This window comes from Enterobacter cloacae complex sp. 2015409 (assembly GCF_041365315.1).
Classification (GTDB): Bacteria; Pseudomonadota; Gammaproteobacteria; order Enterobacterales; family Enterobacteriaceae; genus Enterobacter; species Enterobacter pseudoroggenkampii.
Genome location: NZ_JBFTVM010000001.1, coordinates 2634127 through 2653051 on the forward strand (window position 1 = coordinate 2634127; position 18925 = coordinate 2653051).

Annotated in this window: 19 protein-coding genes and 1 other RNA gene; 6 read left to right on the forward strand and 14 right to left on the reverse strand. The window is 56.4% G+C overall.

Annotated elements, in window-relative coordinates; all coding sequences use genetic code 11:
* Positions 1–68: 68 nt before the first annotated feature.
* Positions 69–680, reverse strand: a complete 612-nt coding sequence (locus tag ACDO57_RS12860; RefSeq protein WP_032646175.1) for a YitT family protein — start codon at positions 678–680, stop codon at positions 69–71.
* Between the two features lie 86 nt (positions 681–766).
* Here ACDO57_RS12860 and ACDO57_RS12865 point away from each other — a divergent pair, with 86 nt between their 5' ends.
* Positions 767–2188, forward strand: a complete 1422-nt coding sequence (locus ACDO57_RS12865) for a PLP-dependent aminotransferase family protein (protein WP_370884063.1) — start codon at positions 767–769, stop codon at positions 2186–2188.
* A gap of 83 nt (positions 2189–2271) precedes the next feature.
* Here the strand turns inward: ACDO57_RS12865 and ACDO57_RS12870 are convergent, their stop codons facing one another.
* The 3 genes from ACDO57_RS12870 to ffs all read right to left on the reverse strand — a co-directional run bounded on the left by ACDO57_RS12870 (position 2272) and on the right by ffs (position 3093).
* Positions 2272–2487: a hypothetical protein gene (locus tag ACDO57_RS12870; RefSeq protein WP_008503298.1), complete on the reverse strand. Its 216-nt coding sequence runs from the start codon at positions 2485–2487 to the stop codon at positions 2272–2274.
* A complete protein-coding gene (locus tag ACDO57_RS12875; RefSeq protein WP_023310587.1) occupies positions 2484–2735 on the reverse strand; it encodes a hypothetical protein in 252 nt (83 codons plus the stop codon). Before ACDO57_RS12875 ends, ACDO57_RS12870 begins: the two co-directional genes overlap by 4 nt.
* A 261-nt stretch (positions 2736–2996) precedes the next feature.
* Positions 2997–3093: signal recognition particle sRNA small type (gene ffs / locus ACDO57_RS12880), an RNA gene on the reverse strand.
* Between the two features lie 170 nt (positions 3094–3263).
* On the opposite strand from ffs, the gene ACDO57_RS12885 reads away from it, so the two are divergent.
* A complete protein-coding gene (locus tag ACDO57_RS12885) occupies positions 3264–3575 on the forward strand; it encodes an MGMT family protein (protein ID WP_061715865.1) in 312 nt (103 codons plus the stop codon).
* Positions 3576–3605: 30 nt separating this feature from the next.
* On the opposite strand, the gene ACDO57_RS12890 is transcribed toward ACDO57_RS12885, so the two are convergent.
* Positions 3606–4133 carry a YbaY family lipoprotein gene (locus tag ACDO57_RS12890; RefSeq protein ID WP_024906833.1) on the reverse strand — a complete coding sequence of 176 codons (528 nt, stop codon included), beginning with the start codon at positions 4131–4133 and terminating at the stop codon, positions 3606–3608.
* A 200-nt stretch (positions 4134–4333) separates the two neighbouring features.
* Between ACDO57_RS12890 and tesB the strand changes: the two genes are divergently transcribed.
* Positions 4334–5194, forward strand: a complete 861-nt coding sequence (gene tesB / locus ACDO57_RS12895; RefSeq protein ID WP_024906832.1) for an acyl-CoA thioesterase II — start codon at positions 4334–4336, stop codon at positions 5192–5194.
* 191 nt (positions 5195–5385) lie between these two features.
* Here the strand turns inward: tesB and amtB are convergent, their stop codons facing one another.
* The 5 genes from amtB to ACDO57_RS12920 form a co-directional block, all read right to left on the reverse strand.
* Positions 5386–6675, reverse strand: a complete 1290-nt coding sequence (gene amtB, locus ACDO57_RS12900) for an ammonium transporter AmtB (protein ID WP_061715867.1) — start codon at positions 6673–6675, stop codon at positions 5386–5388.
* Between the two features lie 35 nt (positions 6676–6710).
* The gene (gene glnK / locus ACDO57_RS12905) at positions 6711–7049 is read right to left on the reverse strand and encodes a P-II family nitrogen regulator (RefSeq protein WP_008503304.1); all 339 of its coding nucleotides are present in this window, start codon (positions 7047–7049) and stop codon (positions 6711–6713) included.
* Between the two features lie 220 nt (positions 7050–7269).
* Complete coding sequence (locus ACDO57_RS12910; RefSeq protein ID WP_370884064.1) at positions 7270–9051, reverse strand: SmdB family multidrug efflux ABC transporter permease/ATP-binding protein; 1782 nt, start codon at positions 9049–9051, stop codon at positions 7270–7272.
* Positions 9044–10816 (reverse strand): SmdA family multidrug ABC transporter permease/ATP-binding protein, encoded by a 1773-nt coding sequence (locus tag ACDO57_RS12915; RefSeq protein WP_370884065.1) that lies wholly within the window; start codon positions 10814–10816, stop codon positions 9044–9046. The genes ACDO57_RS12910 and ACDO57_RS12915 overlap by 8 nt, the downstream gene beginning before the upstream one ends.
* Positions 10817–10846: 30 nt before the next feature.
* On the reverse strand, positions 10847–11305 hold the full coding sequence (locus ACDO57_RS12920) for an Lrp/AsnC family transcriptional regulator (RefSeq protein WP_023310581.1): 459 nt from the start codon (positions 11303–11305) through the stop codon (positions 10847–10849).
* A gap of 115 nt (positions 11306–11420) precedes the next feature.
* Between ACDO57_RS12920 and ACDO57_RS12925 the strand changes: the two genes are divergently transcribed.
* A complete protein-coding gene (locus tag ACDO57_RS12925) occupies positions 11421–12467 on the forward strand; it encodes a PLP-dependent cysteine synthase family protein (RefSeq protein WP_370884066.1) in 1047 nt (348 codons plus the stop codon).
* A gap of 41 nt (positions 12468–12508) precedes the next feature.
* Here the strand turns inward: ACDO57_RS12925 and cof are convergent, their stop codons facing one another.
* Complete coding sequence (gene cof, locus ACDO57_RS12930) at positions 12509–13327, reverse strand: HMP-PP phosphatase (RefSeq protein ID WP_370884067.1); 819 nt, start codon at positions 13325–13327, stop codon at positions 12509–12511.
* A gap of 101 nt (positions 13328–13428) precedes the next feature.
* On the opposite strand from cof, the gene ACDO57_RS12935 reads away from it, so the two are divergent.
* Together ACDO57_RS12935 and queC are read left to right on the forward strand one after the other, a co-directional pair.
* The gene (locus ACDO57_RS12935) at positions 13429–15129 is read left to right on the forward strand and encodes an SgrR family transcriptional regulator (RefSeq protein ID WP_370884068.1); all 1701 of its coding nucleotides are present in this window, start codon (positions 13429–13431) and stop codon (positions 15127–15129) included.
* Between the two features lie 66 nt (positions 15130–15195).
* A complete protein-coding gene (gene queC / locus ACDO57_RS12940; protein ID WP_032646166.1) occupies positions 15196–15891 on the forward strand; it encodes a 7-cyano-7-deazaguanine synthase QueC in 696 nt (231 codons plus the stop codon).
* 61 nt (positions 15892–15952) lie between these two features.
* Here queC and ACDO57_RS12945 read toward each other — a convergent pair whose 3' ends face one another.
* From ACDO57_RS12945 to ppiD, 3 genes are all read right to left on the reverse strand, one after another.
* Complete coding sequence (locus tag ACDO57_RS12945; RefSeq protein ID WP_370884069.1) at positions 15953–16351, reverse strand: YbgC/FadM family acyl-CoA thioesterase; 399 nt, start codon at positions 16349–16351, stop codon at positions 15953–15955.
* Positions 16352–16450: 99 nt separating this feature from the next.
* On the reverse strand, positions 16451–16831 hold the full coding sequence (locus ACDO57_RS12950) for a helix-hairpin-helix domain-containing protein (RefSeq protein ID WP_370884070.1): 381 nt from the start codon (positions 16829–16831) through the stop codon (positions 16451–16453).
* 148 nt (positions 16832–16979) lie between these two features.
* Positions 16980–18851 (reverse strand): peptidylprolyl isomerase, encoded by a 1872-nt coding sequence (gene ppiD, locus ACDO57_RS12955; protein ID WP_370884071.1) that lies wholly within the window; start codon positions 18849–18851, stop codon positions 16980–16982.
* Between the last annotated feature and the right edge of the window lie 74 nt (positions 18852–18925).

The window sequence follows — 18925 nt, forward strand, 5'->3', positions numbered from 1 at the left end:
ATCACGTGAGTCATGGCCCATTATTGTGGCACAGCGACGCCGTTAAAACATGTGAGCGCTTCGCAAAATTAGACAACCCGCTCCGGCTGCACGATTTCAGCAACGCGCGGCTTCTGGCGGAACCAGGGCAGACAGAGCTGGATAAGCGGGCCAATGGTCAGGGCATACAGTACGGTTCCCACCCCAAACGTGCCGCCAAGCACGCACCCAATCAGCAGGACGGACACCTCAATGGAGGTGCGCACGCTGCGAATGGACCACCCCAGACGGGCATGAATGCCGGTCATCAGGCCGTCGCGTGGGCCAGGACCAAAACCTGCGCCAATGTACATGCTGGTCGCAATCGCGTTCATCACGATACCCGACACCAGGAAAGCGATGCGAACAGGTAACGAATCCAGTTCCGGAATAAGCGCCATGCTGGCGTCCGCCGCCAGACCGATACAAATCACGTTGCTGATGGTGCCCAGGCCCGGCATCTGGCGCAGGGGGATCCACAGCAGCAGCACCGCAGCGCCGGTCACAATGATCACCGTCCCGATCGTCATCCCCAGCTGCATCCCCACCCCAAGGTGAAAAACATCCCAGGGATCGACACCCAAATCGGAACGAATAAACATTGCGGTGGAAAGGCCATACAGTCCTAAACCGACATAGAGTTGTAGCAGACGACGTACCATTTTTATCTTCTCCAGTGAACCAGGCTTTCATCCTGACCTAAAATGGCACTATGATTAATGTCCAGTTTTCAAATAGTGGACTGCATATGTCATCACGTCGCTTCGGAAGCCAGTCTCTGGTACGCCTTTTAGGCCACTGGCAGCAAGCCTCATCCCGTACCCCGCTCTGGCGACAGCTGGCCGACGCGCTGCGTCTGTTAATCCTTGATGGACGTCTGGCGCTGAATACACGGCTACCGGGCGAGCGTGAGCTGGCCTCCGCGCTGGACGTGAGCCGGACCACCATCAGCAGCGCCCTCGCCCACCTGCGAGAAGAGGGTTATCTTGAAAGCCGCCACGGCAGCGGGTCACGCGTGCTCCTCCCGGATACGCGCGCCGTTCCCACCCTTTCAGCGGCAAGTGCCGCACTGGATCTCTCTACTGCTGCCCTCAATGCCGGACCGGAGATCCATCAGGCTTATGCCCATGCGCTCACGGCCATTACGCAGCATCTCTCGCTGACGGGCTACGATCAGCTTGGGCTGCCCACGCTGCGGGAGGCCATCGCTGCGCGCTATACCGCGCGGGGTCTTCCTACCCGGGCAGACGAAATGATGGTGGTCAATGGCGCCGTCAGCGGCTTTGCGCTGGTGCTGCGGATGATGACCGGGCCGGGGGATCGCGTCGTGGTCGATCACCCCACCTATCCGCTGGCGATTGCCGCCATTCAGGGAGCGCAGTGTCGGCCCGTGGGGGTGTCGCTGCCGGAAACCGGCTGGGATACGGATGGCTTTGCGGCAACGCTTGCCCAGACGGCACCTCGCCTGGCGTATCTGATGCCTGATTTTCATAACCCCACCGGGCGCTGTATGGATATCGCGACCCGTCGGGCCATCACGGATATTGCTGCCCAAACCCGCACGGCGCTGGTGGTGGATGAAACAATGGTGGATCTCTGGTTTGACGCGCCTCCCCCGCCACCGCTGGCCGCTTTTAACCCGCAGGCCACCGTCATCACCTTAGGTTCTGCCGGAAAAAGCTTCTGGGGAGGGCTGCGCCTTGGCTGGATCCGCGCCTCCTCGCGCACGATCGCCACGCTTGCCCAGACGCGGGATACTCTGGATTTAGGCTCGCCGCTGCTGGAACAGCTGGCGATGCTGTGGCTCATTAACAACAGCGAGACCTTTCTGCCCGCGCGCCGGAAGATGCTGGCGGAACGACGCGATCGATGCGGTGAACTGTTGCGCGAACATTTCCCGGACTGGAAATTCCATGAAGCGGAAGGCGGGCTCTCTTACTGGATTGAGCTGCCGGGCATGCTGGCGACACAGCTTGCCGCGCGGGCTGAAATTCTGGGGATCAATCTGGGAACCGGTACTCGGTTTGGTTTATCTGGCGCATTTGACCGCTATTTACGGATGCCCTTCTCGCTCGAATCGACAGAGCTTGAACAGGCGTTGCTGAGGATCAAACCGCTATGGCTCGCCCTGAATAAAAACGTGCCATCGTTAAAACGCAGCGTGATCTAATATTAAAATTTTTGAAGCAGATCATAAAAAATAAAAACTGCTGACTGTCACGGATACAGTCAGCAGTTTTCACCAGCCAGGAGTTAATGCTGAGCAGGAATAGGAAAACCTTTCAGTGAAATAACGAAGTTTTCACCGTCTTTCTTTATTTTTGCGCCGGTATCACACCAGTCAGACGCAATACGAAAGAACTCATCACTTCCGACATTCCAGCCAAGACGTACATGCTTCACGTAGCCTGAACGCAACAGATCGCAGGCCTCTTTGTAGTCACTGGCAGTTGACAGTTGTTGTTTCATTTTCTCTTCTTCAGAAGTTTGCGTAGAGCTTTGATTTCTTTAGGAGTAAAAGGAGAAACACTCTCTTCTTCCGTGTGCTGATTATCAATATCCTCTTCCGATACTCCCGCCTCTTCTACTGCTTCGAACGCCAGCAGCAGCAGTTTCTCTGTCGTCACGCTTAAATTCTCGTTATTCACTTCCGCATAGTGGCGAAGTCTTTCTTTCAGCGCATCATCAATCTTAACGTTTAATACCGCTGTAGCCATGTTTGTCACTTCCCTTCGGAATAAGTACTTTATTTAATACACGAAGTTAACAATCTTATCCAGATATATATTTTTTTGAGTTATGGAAGAAAATAACCATCCAATTATAAAATGACAGTCTATTATTACAGGTTTATGACAATAATATTTCAGCGGGATGAAATATATATTACACAATATAGGCATAATATTATTGCGGGATAGCGGTTTAAAGGGAGAGGTGAAGCAGGAAGATCTTATGAGGGCAGAAATGGGTGGGGGCCCTGCCAGCTACATCCCGGCACACACGTCGTCTGCCCTGGCTGCTTCCTTCCGGACCTGACCTGGTGAACAGAGTAGCGTTGCGGGAGAACCAACAGAGCCCCCATTGAGAGCGTTGATAACCAACGCGCTGGCGCATTATCCCTGTGCGAGGGCCCAATTGCAAGCCGCCAGGAACCGGATGCTGGTTTCTTGCGCAAACAGGCGCAGCAATCATGAAGATCCTGGTTTACCATAGCTTTCCAGAAACTCCCCACAGGTGAAGGTATGGACGAACACGACTCCTTTCCACAGCGCGTATGGCAAATCGTTGCCTCAATTCCGGAAGGCTATGTCACCACCTATGGTGATGTCGCACGCCTGGCCGGTTCACCGCGCGCGGCGCGACAGGTTGGAGGCGTCCTGAAACGGCTGCCGGAAGGCAGTACGTTGCCCTGGCATCGGGTAGTGAATCGTCATGGCACCATTTCGCTCACCGGGCCGGATCTCCAGCGTCAGCGTCAGGCGTTACTTTCAGAGGGGGTGCAGGTGTCAGGGTCGGGTCAGATCGATTTGCAGAAATTTCGCTGGGAATATTGACCCCTCTCCCGAAGGAGAGGGGGATACACATTACATCTGAGTCGGTGGGGTTGGCAGGGACGGCTGATTGGTCTGCGGCGCGACCGGCACTTCGGTCTGCTGCACAGGCACCAGGTTCAGGTCGATTTTGGTCCCACCGTTGTTAATTGCTTCCTGGACCGTATCGGTAATGAAGACCAGCTTACCGTTAATGGTTACCGCTGCGCTCAGCAGGATACGGGCATTAGGCTGCACGTCCGACGGGTTATACGGCAACACGAAGCTAAACGGCGCCTGCTTGCCTTCAGTACGAACGGCACGCTGAGCCACGACTTTCGACGGTGCGTCGGCCAGGGAAGCATCAGACAGCGTCACGGTTAATACCGCATCCGGCGGCAGCGCAACTCTCTGTTTAATCCAGATGGTACCGGAAACGTTAGGCTGCTGAATGGATTGCTGCGAAAGGGTATTAATCCCGTTCGGGTCTGCTGCTGGCACTGGCACCTGGGCGCTCTTACCGGCACAGGCGGACAACGCCACCGCAATAGCTACACCACTTAGCATGGGCACGAGTTTCATTGAAGTCTCCTTATCAATGCACCAGCGGGATCGATCCCATCCGATGTCGTTTCAATCACATAACGTAGTTAAGTGTGGCACAACTCACTGATTAATGCCTGAAATCATCCTGATATTCAGATTATTCTACCCATCGGACCACTTTCATTTCTGCGTTATACTCAGCCTATCTTTCGCTACGGCGTTTATTGAGGACAACTATGAGTCAGGCACTGAACAATCTGCTGACATTACTGAATCTGGAAAAAATTGAGGAAGGACTCTTTCGCGGACAGAGCGAAGATCTCGGCTTACGCCAGGTCTTCGGGGGGCAAGTCGTTGGACAAGCGCTGTACGCTGCAAAGGAGACTGTCCCGGCAGACCGTCTGGTGCATTCGTTCCACAGCTACTTCTTACGCCCTGGCGATAGCGCGAAACCGATCGTGTATGACGTTGAGGTCCTGAGAGACGGCAACAGCTTCAGCGCGCGCCGCGTCGCGGCCATTCAGAACGGCAAGCCGATCTTTTACATGACCGCCTCTTTCCAGGCGCCGGAACCCGGGTATGAACACCAGAAAGTGATGCCGCCGGCACCCGCGCCAGACGATCTCAAATCGGAAACGGATATAGCTCGTGCGCTGGCGCATCTGCTTCCGCCGCAGGTCAAAGAGAAGTTTCTCTGCGATAAACCGCTGGAGATCCGCCCGGTTGAGTTCCATAACCCGATGAAGGGCCACACCGCCGAGCCAAAGCGCCAGGTGTGGATCCGGGCTAACGGCACCGTGCCTGAGGACTTTCGCGTTCATCAGTATCTGCTGGGCTATGCGTCAGATTTCAACTTCCTGCCGGTGGCGCTGCAGCCGCACGGCGTTGGGTTCCTGGAAAAAGGGATGCAGGTCGCGACGATCGATCACTCTATGTGGTTCCACCGTCCCTTCAACATGAATGAGTGGCTGCTCTACAGCGTGGAGAGTACGTCGGCGTCGAGCGCTCGCGGGTTTGTGCGTGGGGAGTTTTATACCCAGGACGGCGTGCTGGTCGCTTCAACGGTGCAGGAAGGGGTAATGCGTAATCGCGGGTGATTATGTACGGCCTGATGCCCTCACCCTGAACCTCTCCCACGGGGAGAGGGAATACACACTAAAAACGGCAACCTGAGGTTGCCGTTTTGCTTTTACCTTGTGCGGCCTGATGCCCTCACCCTGGCCCTCTCCCACGGGGAGAGGGAACAAACACTAAAAACGGCAACCTCAGGTTGCCGTTTTGCTGTTTATTACGCGTTATACGCATTCTCGCCGTGGCTGTTGACGTCCAGACCTTCACGTTCCTGCTCTTCAGGGACACGCAGACCGACGGTCATATCCGCCAGTTTGTAGCCAATGAAAGCGACAACGGCAGACCACACCACAGTGATAGCAATACTTTCCAGCTGCACCAGAAGCTGATGAACCATGGTGACGCCTTCAGCGTAGCCCACACCACCCAGCGATTTCGCCGCGAAGATACCGGTCATGATACAGCCGACAATACCGCACACGCCGTGGACGCCAAATACGTCGCAAGGGTCATCCACGCGCAGCAGACGTTTCAGTGCGGTCACGCCCCACAGCCCCGCCAGACCGGACACCAGGCCGACCAGCAGCGCACCGCCCACACCGACATAACCACACGCAGGCGTGATGCCAACCAGACCGGCAATGGCACCCGAACAGGCACCCAGCAGAGAAGGTTTACCGCGTACTGCCCACTCGCCAAATACCCAGGAGAGGATTGCACCCGCCGTGGCCACAACGGTGTTCACGAAGGCCAGCGCGGCGATTTCGTTTGCTGCACTCGCTGAGCCGGCGTTGAAGCCAAACCAGCCAAAGTAGAGGATAGCCGTACCGGTAAAGACCATCGGCAGGTTGTGCGGTTTAAACGCTTCTTTACCGAAGCCCACGCGTTTGCCAATCAGGTAGGCACCCACCAGACCCGCTACCGCGGCGTTGATGTGAACAACGGTACCGCCCGCAAAGTCCAGCGCACCATGCGTTGCCAGCAGACCGCCACCCCAGACCATGTGCGCAATCGGCACATAGGAGAGCGTCAGCCAGACCACCACGAAGATCAGGACTGCAGAGAAACGAATACGCTCGGCGAGCGCGCCCACAATCAGCCCGACGGTAATACAGGCGAAGGAGCCCTGGAACGCCACGTGAATATACTGATAGAAGCTGCCCATCAGCGCGGTCAGCTCAATATTTTTCAGCATCACCCAGTCGAAGTTACCAAAGAACGCGTTGCCCGTGCCGAACGCCAGCGAGTAACCGTAAACCACCCACAGCACGCAGACCAGTGCGAACGTCACGGCAACCTGCGTCAGCATGGAGAGAACGTTTTTGCCACGGATCAGGCCGCCGTAGAACAGCGCAATGCCCGGAATGGACATGAACAGCACCAGCGCGGTGCTGATCATCATAAAGGCGTTATCGGCTTTGTCGACCACCGCAGGGGTAGCAGCCAGCGCCAGGCCCGGCAGCAGTGCCAGCGAACCCAGACCCGTTTTAAGTGTTGCTATCTTCATTTTCTCGATCCCTATCACTGTGTGCCAGGCGTTAATTACAGAGCCGCTTCGTCAGATTCGCCGGTACGAATGCGAATGACGCGCTGCAGTTCGGCAACGAAAATTTTGCCGTCGCCAATTTTGCCGGTGTAGGCCGCTTTGCTAATGACATCAATGACTTCATCAAGCTGATCGTCAGCAATCGCGACATCAATTTTTACTTTTGGCAGAAAGTTAACGCTGTATTCCGCCCCGCGATAAAGCTCGGCATGCCCCTTCTGACGACCAAAGCCTTTCACTTCGGTGACAGTCAGTCCCTGAATACCCATTGAAGACAATGCTTCACGCACGTCTTCGAGTTTGAATGGTTTGATTACAACCGTAACCAGCTTCATAGATCCCCTCCAGTCAGAATTCGGTAATGGCCGCAGCTTACGCGGAAGGTATTGCAAGGGATGTGCCAGAAATGAAAACGGGAGGGAATCGCGGTGCGATGTGCGTTACACGGTCCTGATAAATGAACCGGTGAAAAAAAACGCACCATGCCGGTGCAGGGTGCGTTTCAGTTTTGCACCAACAGGAATGACTGTTAGCGCGGCGCCTCATTTTAGTGCATCAGGCGCTAAGCGACTCTTCATCACGCACGCTGGCCGCCAGCTCTTCGCCCGCCAGCTGCAGCTGGTACATCTGCCAGTAGCGCCCTTTTGCTTCCAGCAGCTCGCGGTGCGTACCGCGCTCCACGGCCTGTCCGCGATGCAGCACCAGAATAGTGTCCGCGTCGACGATGGTGGAAAGACGGTGGGCAATCACCACCAGCGTCGTATGGTCGCGTACGGCGGCCAGCGCCTGCTGAATCGCCTGCTCGGTACCGGAATCTATGCTGGCCGTGGCTTCGTCAAGAATCAGCACCTGCGGCGTTTCAATCAGGACGCGCGCCAGCGCCAGGAGCTGTTTTTGCCCCACGGAGAGATTGTTGCCCTGCTCGCCCAGCTTCGTGTTGATCCCGTCGCTGAACCCGCGCGCCAGCTCTGCCAGCTGCACCGTTTCCAGTACCGCCCAAACCTGTGCCTCTGAATAGTCCCGCCCCAGGGTTACGTTGGCAAAGAAGGTATCGGCCAGTACGACCGGATCCTGCTGCACCATCGCAACGCCTTTGCGTAACACCGTGTGGCTAAGAGACGCGAGCGGGCGCCCGTCGAGGTGGATTTCGCCTTGCGTGACCGGGTAGTAGCCCATCAACAGGCTGGCGAGCGTGCTTTTACCGCTGCCGGTATGACCCACCAGCGCGACGAAACCGCGCGACGGAACGTCAAGCGTGATGTCCTGCAACACCAGACGGTCTTCACGATAGGCAAACGAGACGTTATCAAAGGCGATAGCCCCGCTTTGCAGAGGTCGCTCATCATTGCCGTAGGCCTGACGCGGCCTGTCCATCAGCTCAAAGACGCGCTCACCGGCGACGACCGCCTGTTGCAGCATCGATTGCTGCGTAGTGAGCTCGATCAGCGGCTCGTTGAGGCGTCCCAGATAGCTAATAAAAGCGTACAGCACGCCCACTTCAATCGTACCGTTTGAGCTCAGGCCAAAGAGCATCAGCAACCCACACAGCACCAGCGCCGAGAAAAGGCTCAGCAGCGGTCGCAGCAGGAAACCGTCCAGGCGCAGCGTCTGCATACGCGCCATATAGTGCGAACGGCTGGCTTCGCCCATGCGTTCGCCAAAGCGCGCCTGCTGGCGGAACTGCTGGATGACGCTCATGCCGTTGATCACTTCGTTGAAGCCATCATTGATGTCGGCCAGGTAAGCGCGCACCCGACGCACAATCGGCGTGCTGTAGCGCTGGTAAATCACCATAACAATCAGCACCGCCGGGAAGATGGTGATCGCCACCAGCGCCATGCGCCAGTCGAGGCTGAACATCGCCACCAGCATCGCGCCAATCAGCGCCGCGCTGCGTAATACCGTCGCAACCACGGTGACGTACAGATCGCGGATCACCTCGGTATCGTTGGTCACGCGCGATATCACCTGCCCGACTGGCTGGATATCAAACTCGCTGAGCGGCTGGCGAAGCGCCGCGTCCATCACGTCCGTACGCAGCTGCTGTACAACGCCCACGGCTGCACGGTTAAACAGCAGCGACTGAGCATAGTGCAACCCTGCCGCCGTCAGCTGTAAGCCGACGTAGGCCACGCCTAAACCCGCCACCAGACCCAGCGGTAGATAGCTTTTGGCGACCATGTTGTCGATAAAATAGCTGATGAGCAGCGGACCGCTCACCTCGGCAATTGCTGCAATCCAGAGCAAAAGCACGGCCACCGAGAGCGGTTTACGCCACGGTGAGCCGTAGGCCAGCAGACGTTTAAGCGTCGGCCACATCGTTCCGAGCTTACGCATTGGCGGCCTCCTCATCCTGCTCCGGCGCATCGTCCAGCGCCGCTTCAAGCTGTTGATAGCGGTACATATCGCGATACCAGCCCGGCTGCTCGGCCAGCGTTTCATGCTGCCCGCGCTGGGCAATGTGCCCGTGTTGTAAGACCAGAATTTCGCTGGCTTCGGTGAGCGCTGACAAACGGTGGGCGCTGATAATCACCGTGCGTCCGTCGCCCCACTGGCGCAGGTTATGCAGGATTTCGTGCTCGGTACGGCCATCCACGGCAGAAAGCGCATCATCCAGGATCAGGATTTCCGCATTCAGCAGCAGCGCGCGGGCAATGGAGATACGCTGTTTTTGTCCCCCGGACAGCATGACGCCGCGTTCCCCAACTTCCGTTTCGTAGCCCTGCGGCAGACGCAAAATATCCTCATGCACGCTGGCCAAACGCGCCACATGTTCAATCTCTTCCTGCGTCGCCGACGGACGTCCAAGGGCTATGTTGTTCGCCACGGTGTCCGAAAATAAAAACGGCGTCTGGCTGACAACCGCCAGACGGCCACGCCATTCATCAAGCAATAGCCTGGTCAGGGGAATATCGTGGAAGCGGACATCACCCTCGGTGACGTCAAAGTGGCGCTGGAGCAGCGACAGCACGGTACTTTTGCCGGATCCCGTCGGGCCGCAGATGCCCAGCATCTGGCCCGGCTGTAGGGTAAAGCTGACGTTCTCCAGTACCGGATTCTCCGTATGCGGATAGATAAACTGCCGGACGTCGACGGTCATGACGCCGCGCCCTTCCGGTACCGCGTCGCTGCCGTCAACGACCACAGGCGCTTCGGCCAGCATGGCGCGAATGCGGCTATAGGCGGCACTACCGCGCTCCACGATGTTAAACATCCAGGCCAGCGCCAGCATCGGCCAGATCATGAGCCCCAGATACATCGCAAAGCTGGTTAATTGCCCCAGGGTCAACGTGCCCTGCACCACCATCCAGCTGCCGCCGCCAATCGCCAAAAGGTTCGCCATGCCAATCGCGATATAGATCGTCGGGTCGAAGCGGGCGTCAATACGCGCAACGCGCATGTTTTTCGCTCCCGTGTCCGCCGCATCGGCCGCAAACAGCGCAGATTGCCGGTCTTCCAGGCCAAACGCTTTGATCATGCGAATGCTGGTCATGCTCTCCTGGGTGCGATCGTTCAGAGACGAAAACGCCGCCTGCGCCAGCTTAAAGCGCTCGTGCAGCTGTTCACCATAGCGATTGATCGCCAGCGCCATGATCGGCATCGGCAGAAGAGCGAGCAGGGTCAACTGCCAGCTGATCTGCGTGGACATCACGATCAGCACCGCACAGCCCATCACCAGCGAGTCCACCAGCGTCAATACCCCTTCCCCGGCAGCAAAGACCACACGATCGACGTCGTTAGTGGCGCGGGCGATGAGATCCCCGGTACGGTGGCGCAGATAAAATTCAGGATGCTGTCGGCTCAGCTGGCGGTAAAAATCTTCACGCAGCTCCACGGCCAGCTGATAGGACGCACCAAACAGCAGCACGCGCCAGACGTAGCGCAGCAGATAAACAATGACCGCCGTCAGCACCAGCGTGCCGACCCACATCAACACCCGTGCGGTGGTGTAATGCTGTTCGGTGACGCCATCCACGACGTACCCCACCACTTTCGGCGGGATCAGCTGCAGGATGGCAATGATAATAAGCAGGGCTACTGCACCGAGGTAGCGTTGCCACTCCCGACGAAAGTACCAGCTTAATTGGGCAAATAATCGCACGCGGTTTGTTCCTGAAGGTATTTTATGAAGTTATTCAATAGGTAATGCTGTGGTGTATTTAATCTGTTCCATGGCGAAACTTGAGGTGACGTCCGACAAACCGGGTACGCTGTTCACCAGCCGCTTGTAGAAATCATCATAGCGCTTCATGTCGGCCACCTGGACGCGCATCAGGTAATCGTACTCGCCGGCCATGCGCCAGAAACCGAGCACCTCGGGCATCTCAGACACCTGAGTGACGAAGCGGCAATACCACTCGCTGCTGTGATGCTGGGTTTTAATCAACACAAATGCCGTCAACCCAAGCCCCAGTTTTTCAGGATCTAATAACGCGACGCGCCCCAGAAGAATGCCGTCATCTTCCAGCTTCTTAAGACGCTTCCAGCACGGGGTGGTGGTCAGATTAACGGCATCTGCCAGCGCCTGCAAAGAGAGGGTACAGTCATTTTGCAGCAATGAAAGGAGCTTGCGGTCAATTTTATCTAGCATACCCACCTCACAGAGAAAATTTTTCTCCCTTCATTCTATTTTAAAGGCCAGATAGCAACAATTTTTTCTGTGCTTTTCGCTATGCTAGGCACAAAATGACAAACGGATAACGACGATGAATAGCACCTGGGTTAAACATGCGATCAGCGAAATCAATGCCGACTATCAGCGCTCGGCGGATACGCACCTGATTCGCCTTTCCCTGCCGGGATTTGACGGCATTCAGCTCTATCTGAAAGACGAAAGCACCCATCCTACCGGTAGCCTGAAGCATCGCCTGGCGCGCTCGCTGTTTTTATACGGTTTGTGTAACGGCTGGATCAAAGAAGGCACCACCATCATTGAATCCTCATCCGGTTCAACGGCGGTGTCCGAAGCCTATTTTGCCCGCTTGCTGGGCCTGCCGTTTATCGCGGTGATGCCGTCATGCACCGCAAAACGCAAAATCGAGCAGATCGAATTTTACGGCGGTCGCTGCCACTTTGTGGAAAGCGCCTGCGAAATCTACGCCGCCTCCGAAATGCTGGCCCGCGAGCTGAACGGCCACTACATGGACCAGTTCACCTTCGCCGAGCGTGCAACGGACTGGCGCGGCAATAACAACATTGCCGACAGTATCTTCCGCCAGATGACCCACGAACCGCATCCGGTTCCGTCGTATATTGTCATGAGCGCCGGTACCGGCGGCACCTCAGCCACGATCGGACGCTATATCCGCTGTCAGGGCTACGATACCCAGCTGATGGTGGTTGACCCGCAGAACTCCGTGTTCCTCGACTACTGGCAAAACCGCGATGCCGGTCTGCGCAGCCCGGTGGGCAGTAAAATTGAAGGGATTGGCCGCCCGCGCGTGGAGCCCTCTTTCATCCCCGACGTGGTGGACGAGATGATGCGCGTGCCGGATGCCGCCAGCGTGGCCACCGCTCACTGGCTGGAAACGCAGCTGGGCCGCAAGGTGGGCGCCTCGACGGGCACCAATATGTGGGGCGCGCTGCAGCTTGCCGCACGCATGCGCGAAGCGGGTCGCACCGGTTCCATCGTCACGCTGCTCTGCGACAGCGGCGAGCGTTATCTTGAGACCTACTACAACGCGGAGTGGGTGCAGGCCAACATTGGCGACATCACGCCGTGGAAAGCGCAGATTGCGCAGCTTGTGAAATAAAAAAAAGCCAGACCGAAGTCTGGCTTGCTGGAAGGGTCTCACTATTCGGGGGAATATGGGAGGTTATTGTTGTCCAGCCAATGCGTCAAAAAATGGGACACCGCTTCATTACGGCAGTGGCCGATAACCGACAGATGAGGAAGTTCTGCTTTCAGCTGCGCCATCGCATTCCCCATGATCAGACCGCGACCTACGCTGCCCAGCATTTCGCGGTCGTTCATGGCGTCACCGAACGCCATACACTCCTGCAGCGTTAAGCCCAGGTGGTCGCTCAGAACCGCCAGAGCGGAACCTTTGTTACAGCCCACCGGCAGCACTTCCAGGCAATCCACCGCCGAGAAGGTCAGGTGCGCCCGGTCGCCCAGCGCCTCATTCAGTTGAATCCGTAAGCGGCACAGATCGTCGTGATCGCCGCAGAAGCAGATCTTAGTTACCGCATGGGCGGGGATCCGACGCAGATCGATAAGCTGGTATTTAAAGCCGCTGTAAACATGCGCGTGCAATAATTCCGGGATGTCGCTTCCGGTAAACCAGCCCCGATCGTTAAAGACGTGGATGCTGGCCTGCGTGTCCCAGGTGCTGTGCAGCACGATGTCCGCCACTTCCGGGTTGAGATCCTGTCGGTGCAGCACGTCGCCTTCTACGGAGTGAATTCGCGTCCCGTTGCCGGTGATCAGAAAGGCGTCGAGGGAAAACGCCCCCAGCAGGTGGCGCATTTCCAGCACATGACGCCCGGTGGCAAACGTCAGGGTGACATTACGCTCGTGCAGGCGCTTCAGCGTGTTCAGGGTTTTTTCCCCTAAACGGTGATCCGGCATTAACAACGTACCGTCCATATCAAATGCAGCGAGCCGAGCCATGATTACTCCCGAAATGTGATGCGGTTAACTTGTGCATCAGTATCGTGTGAGATATACGGAAGTAATAGTGAATAGATGATAATTATTGTTCCGGGTTTCTTATGCGCCAGCTCAATCGACTCAACCAGTATCACCGCCTGTGGCAGCCTTCCCTGGGTGCAACGCAACAGGTCACCATCAGCGAGCTGGCCGCCCGCTGTTTTTGTAGCGAGCGGCATGTCCGAACGCTGCTGCGTCAGGCCCAGGAGGCGGGTTGGCTGAGCTGGCGAGCGCAGTCTGGCCGCGGTAAGCGGGGTGAGCTTACGTTCCATGTCACGCCGGAGTCACTGCGCAATGCGATGATGGAGGAGGCGCTGAAGAGCGGGCAGCAGCATAACGCGCTGGAACTGGCACAGCTTGCCCCCGCAGAATTACGATCGTTGCTGCATCCGTTTTTAGGCGGGCAGTGGCAAAACGACACGCCGACGCTGCGCATCCCCTATTACCGCTCACTGGATCCGCTTCAGCCGGGTTTTTTACCCGGTCGGGCGGAGCAGCATCTTGCGGGACAGGTATTCTCCGGACTGACGCGATTTCACGGCAACAGCAGTGAACCCACGGGCGATCTCGCTCATCACTGGGAGGTGTCGACGGACGGTTTGCGCTGGCATTTCTATATTCGTTCCACTCTGCACTGGCATAACGGCGATAAGGTCGAAACCGGACAGCTTCAGCAAAGCCTGAATGCGCTTTTTGCCTTACCCGCCCTGCGTAAACTGTTCCAGAGCGTCCTGCGCATTGACGTCACCCATCCCCAGTGTCTGACGTTCACACTGCACCAGCCGGATTACTGGCTGGCACACCGCCTGGCCACCTACTGTAGTCGGCTTGCACATCCCGAACAGCCCCTAACGGGCTGCGGCCCCTTCAGACTCAGCGTGTATGAGCCGGATCTGGTTCGTCTGGAAAGCCACGAACAGTACCATCTCAGCCACCCGCTGCTTAAGGCTATCGAATACTGGATCACACCGTCGCTGTTTGACTATGGGCTGGGTACCAGCTGTCGCCATCCGGTGCAGATCGCCATTGGCGAGCCGGATGAACTGGAGAGTTTGCGCCTGGTGACGAACAGCACCAGTCTGGGCTTTTGTTATCTCACCCTGAAGCAAAGCCCGCGTCTGAGTGAAATGCAGGCACGACGGCTCATTAACATCATTCATCTCTCATCGCTTCTGCACACGCTTCCGCTCAACGAAGGGCTGATTACCCCAACAGAGGAGTTACTGCCAGGATGGGCAATCCCTCAGTGGTCGGATTTAACTCATGTCTCTCTGCCGACTAAGTTAACCCTGATTTACCATTTACCGGTTGAGTTACACACGATGGCGCGTCAGCTAAAACAGTATCTTGCGCAGCAGGGCTGCGAGCTAACGGTTATCTTTCACGACGCAAAAACCTGGGACGGATGCCAGCAACTGGCGGACGCGGACCTCATGATGGGTGACAGGCTGATTGGCGAAGCGCCGGAATATACGCTTGAACAGTGGCTGCGCTGTGATGCCCTATGGCCACATGTGCTTAGCGCACCGCAATATGCTCATCTGCAGGCCACCCTGGATGCGGTACAGACCCAGGCCGACGAGCAGGCCAGACATGCCGGGCTCAGGGCCATTTTCTCGCGGCTCATGGAAAAGGCGGTGATCACCCCACTGTTCAATTATCAATACCAGATAAGCGCCCCGCCGGGAGTTAACGGCATACGCCTCAATACCCGCGGCTGGTTTGATTTTACCGAAGCCTGGCTGCCCGCCCCTAAATCGTGAAGAAGCTGGTCGCCGTCGTGGTCTGACGGTAACATAACGTTTTTACCGTAACAGTCGAGATGATTTATGAAACGTGCCGTCGTCGTGTTCAGCGGAGGACAAGACTCTACTACCTGCCTGGTTCAGGCTCTTCATCAGTACGATGAAGTTCACTGTGTGACTTTCGATTATGGTCAGCGTCATCGCGCTGAAATCGACGTTGCCCGTGAACTTGCCCTGAAACTGGGCGCACGCGCGCACAAGGTGCTGGACGTTACGCTGTTAAATGAGCTGGCCGTAAGCAGCCTCACCCGGGACAGTATTCCCGTCCCGGACTACGAACCCGATGCCAGCGGCATTCCGAATACCTTCGTGCCGGGTCGTAATATCCTCTTCCTGACCCTGACGGCGATCTACGCCTACCAGGTAAAAGCCGAAGCGGTGATCACAGGCGTGTGCGAGACCGACTTCTCCGGCTACCCGGACTGTCGTGATGAGTTCGTGAAAGCGTTAAACCACGCCGTCAATCTGGGGATGGCGAAAGAGACGCGCTTTGAAACCCCGCTGATGTGGCTGGATAAAGCCGAAACCTGGGCGCTGGCGGACTACTGGGGCAAGCTGGACCTCGTTCGCAGCGAAACGCTCACCTGCTATAACGGTATCAAAGGCGACGGTTGCGGCCAGTGCGCGGCCTGTAATCTTCGCGCTAACGGGCTGAACCACTATCTTGCCGATAAAGTCGGCGTGATGGCCGCGATGCAGAAAAAGACCGGGCTAAAATAGGGCTATTTGACCGTGCTGTCGCAAAACGGGTGTCGACAGCACGAGTATGCCTTAATATGTCTTATACGATCATCAACTCCAGCTTTTCCCGCAGTTCCCCTTCCAGCGGCAGCGCTTTCTGCGTTTTCAGATCGATACAGACAAAAGTAATCAGCGCATCAGCCACCACCTGCCCTTCAGGATCGAGCGTCACCACCTGGCTTAGCACCCCGCTTTTGCCGTTGATCTGCTGCACCTGGCTGGTCACCATGAGCACATCGCCCAGCACGGCCGGACGCCGGTAGTTGATATTGATATTGACGACCACAAACGCGATGTTGTGCGCGGTCAGCCACTGAAAACTTTCGCTATTTTCCAGCCCGTCCCAGCGCGCTTCTTCAAGAAACTCAAGATAGCGAGCGTTGTTCACATGCTGGTAAACGTCGAGATGAAAACCGCGTACTTTGATTTTGGTCTGCATAGCGCAATTGCCTTTACTGTTATTGTAGGATGAGAGGTCATAACTGGTATGACCTCTTTATCCTGGCAAAATTTTGCCGCAGTGCAAGAAATTGCGTAATTACAGCGTCAGGTGTGAGAGGTTGCGCTCAACCAGTGCGCCCCCCAGGCCCGGAACCTGTTTGAGATCGTCGACCGTTTTGAAAGGACCATACTCTTCGCGGTAGCTGACGATGGCCTGCGCTTTTTTCAATCCGACGCCATTCATCACGCGGGCCAGATCTTCCGCCGAGGCCGAATTGATACTCACCCGCGTACCGTCATCATCCGCATTTTTACCGGCGTCAGTCGCTTTGGTTTGTCCTTGCACCGGCGCGGCTGCGTCGGACTTGCTCTGCGTAGCCTGTGGTTTGGCGGCGGGCGTCGCCGCCAGCGCGCCCGCGCTCATCCCGGTGGTGGCAATAGCCAGCGTAATTAACAGTGCTTTGATTCCACATTTCATGCTGTTATCTCCTTGTTTGTTGACAGCCACGTCACGATAGCCGCCAGATAAACCCGGCACAAACAGCAGATTGCAGAAATGGAAAAGGCCGCGAAAGCGGCCTTTAGTTATTGCAGAGCGTTACGAAAATCTGCGAGCAGACACGTAATTACTGCTGCTGAGTCATCACATCACCCAGCTTGATTTTGGCTTCTTTACGCAGGTTGCTCATCATGGCTTCGAAGGCAATCTGAGCATTGTTCTGGGTAATCCCCTGAACCATCGCTTTCTTCTGCGCGTCTGGCAGGGTGCCGGCTTTCACTTCATCCAGCGCCAGCAGAACGACGTTACCCTGCGCATCGGTGGTGGTACCGAAGCTTGACTTATCCTTCGCAGGCAGAGTCAGAGCAAACGCGGCCTGGCTGATTGGGTCCTGGCCGGTACGGCTCAGCGTTTTCGCTTCACCGAAGCTCAGGCCAGCCGCTTTCAGCGCGTCTTCTTTACCCGCTTTCAAATCAGACAGAATCTTTTCAGCATCCAGTTTCGCCTGCTGTTCCGCTTTGTTGTGCTTAACCTGGGCAACGACCTGATCCTTCACGTCCGCCAGCGGTTTGACCGCTTCTGGCTTGTGCTCGCTGACGCGCAACACAAACGCACGATCGCCGTCGACGGTAATGATGTCAGAGTTACTGCCCGGCGTGCCGTTCTCGCCCACCAGACCACCATTGAAGATGGCATCGGAAACCGGTTTAAAGTTCAGCTCTTCCGGCAGGTTGTCACGACCAAACCAGCCCGTCTCAACCGCCTTCACACCCGCCGCCTGCTCAGCACCCGCCAGAGATTCGTTGTCGTTGCTGGCAGCATCGCTCACCTTCTGCTGCAGCGCGTAGTAGGCATCCAGCGCTTTTTCCTGTTTCACTTTCGCCGCGATATCGTCGCGAACCTCAGCCAGAGGCTTGGTTTTCGCCGCGGTGATGTCGTCCAGACGCGCGACCAGGAAACCAACGGAAGACTTGATGACGCCAGAAAGTTGACCTTTATCTTTCAGACCGGCATTTTTCAGCTCATCCGGTGTGGTCGCGTCTTCCAGCCATCCCATATCACCGCCGTTTTTCGCAGAGATAATGTCGGTGGATTTCGCTTTCGCAACGGTCGCGAAATCAGCGCCTTTATTCAGCTCTTCCAGTACCGCTTTGGCATCAGCCTCGGTCTTCGTCTGAATCACGCTGTAGCGGTTACGCTGCGGCTGAGTGAACTGATCCTGATGCTGGTCGTAGTAAGACTGGATTTCCGCATCAGACGCGGTTTCCTGCAGCGCGGCAGCATCCAGCTTGATGTAGCTCACACGGAACTGCTCTGGAGAAACAAAGGAATTCTTGTTCTGCTCGTAGTAAGCGTTAACGTCAGCGTCGCTCACCTGCTGTTTCGCCGCCAGGGCGTTCACATCAATAGTCGCTTCGCGTACAACGCGCTGCTGCGCCACCAGCGCAGCCAGTTCGTCCGTTTCACCTTTGAGCATGAAATCGGTGCCCACAACGGCATTGATGAGCTGCTGGGTGGTCAGCTGATTACGCAGAGCCTGCGCGTACTGATCAGCCGTCATGCCCATCTGGTTGACGATGCTGTTATAACGCGCGTTGTCGAATTTACCGTTAGACTGGAAAGCCTGGGTGGAGAAGATGGCTTTTTTCACCTGCTCATCGCTGATGCCAAGGCCCAGTTTTTTGGCATACTGATCCAGAAGCGCTTCGTCGATAAGACGGTTCAGTGTCTGTTGGCGCAGGGTCTTCATGTACCCTTCGTTCGCCGCCAGTTCAGAGAATTGGTCGCCCAGCTGTTGCTGCATACGGTTACGTTCACCGGCAAAAGCATTCTCGAACTGACCACGGCTGATCTCCTGGCCATTCACTTTTGCGGCATAGTTTGCGCCACCGCCAATAAGGTAACTGCTCACGCCGGTCAATATGAACGACACGATAATGATACCGAAAATAATCTTGAGCACGAGACTGTTAGCAGCCGTGCGTAAGCTGTCCATCATGGTGTAACAACACTCCGCTGTAGGTGACTGGTTACCTGACGCTGACGGAAAATCCTGCCCGTCGCGCGTGAAGG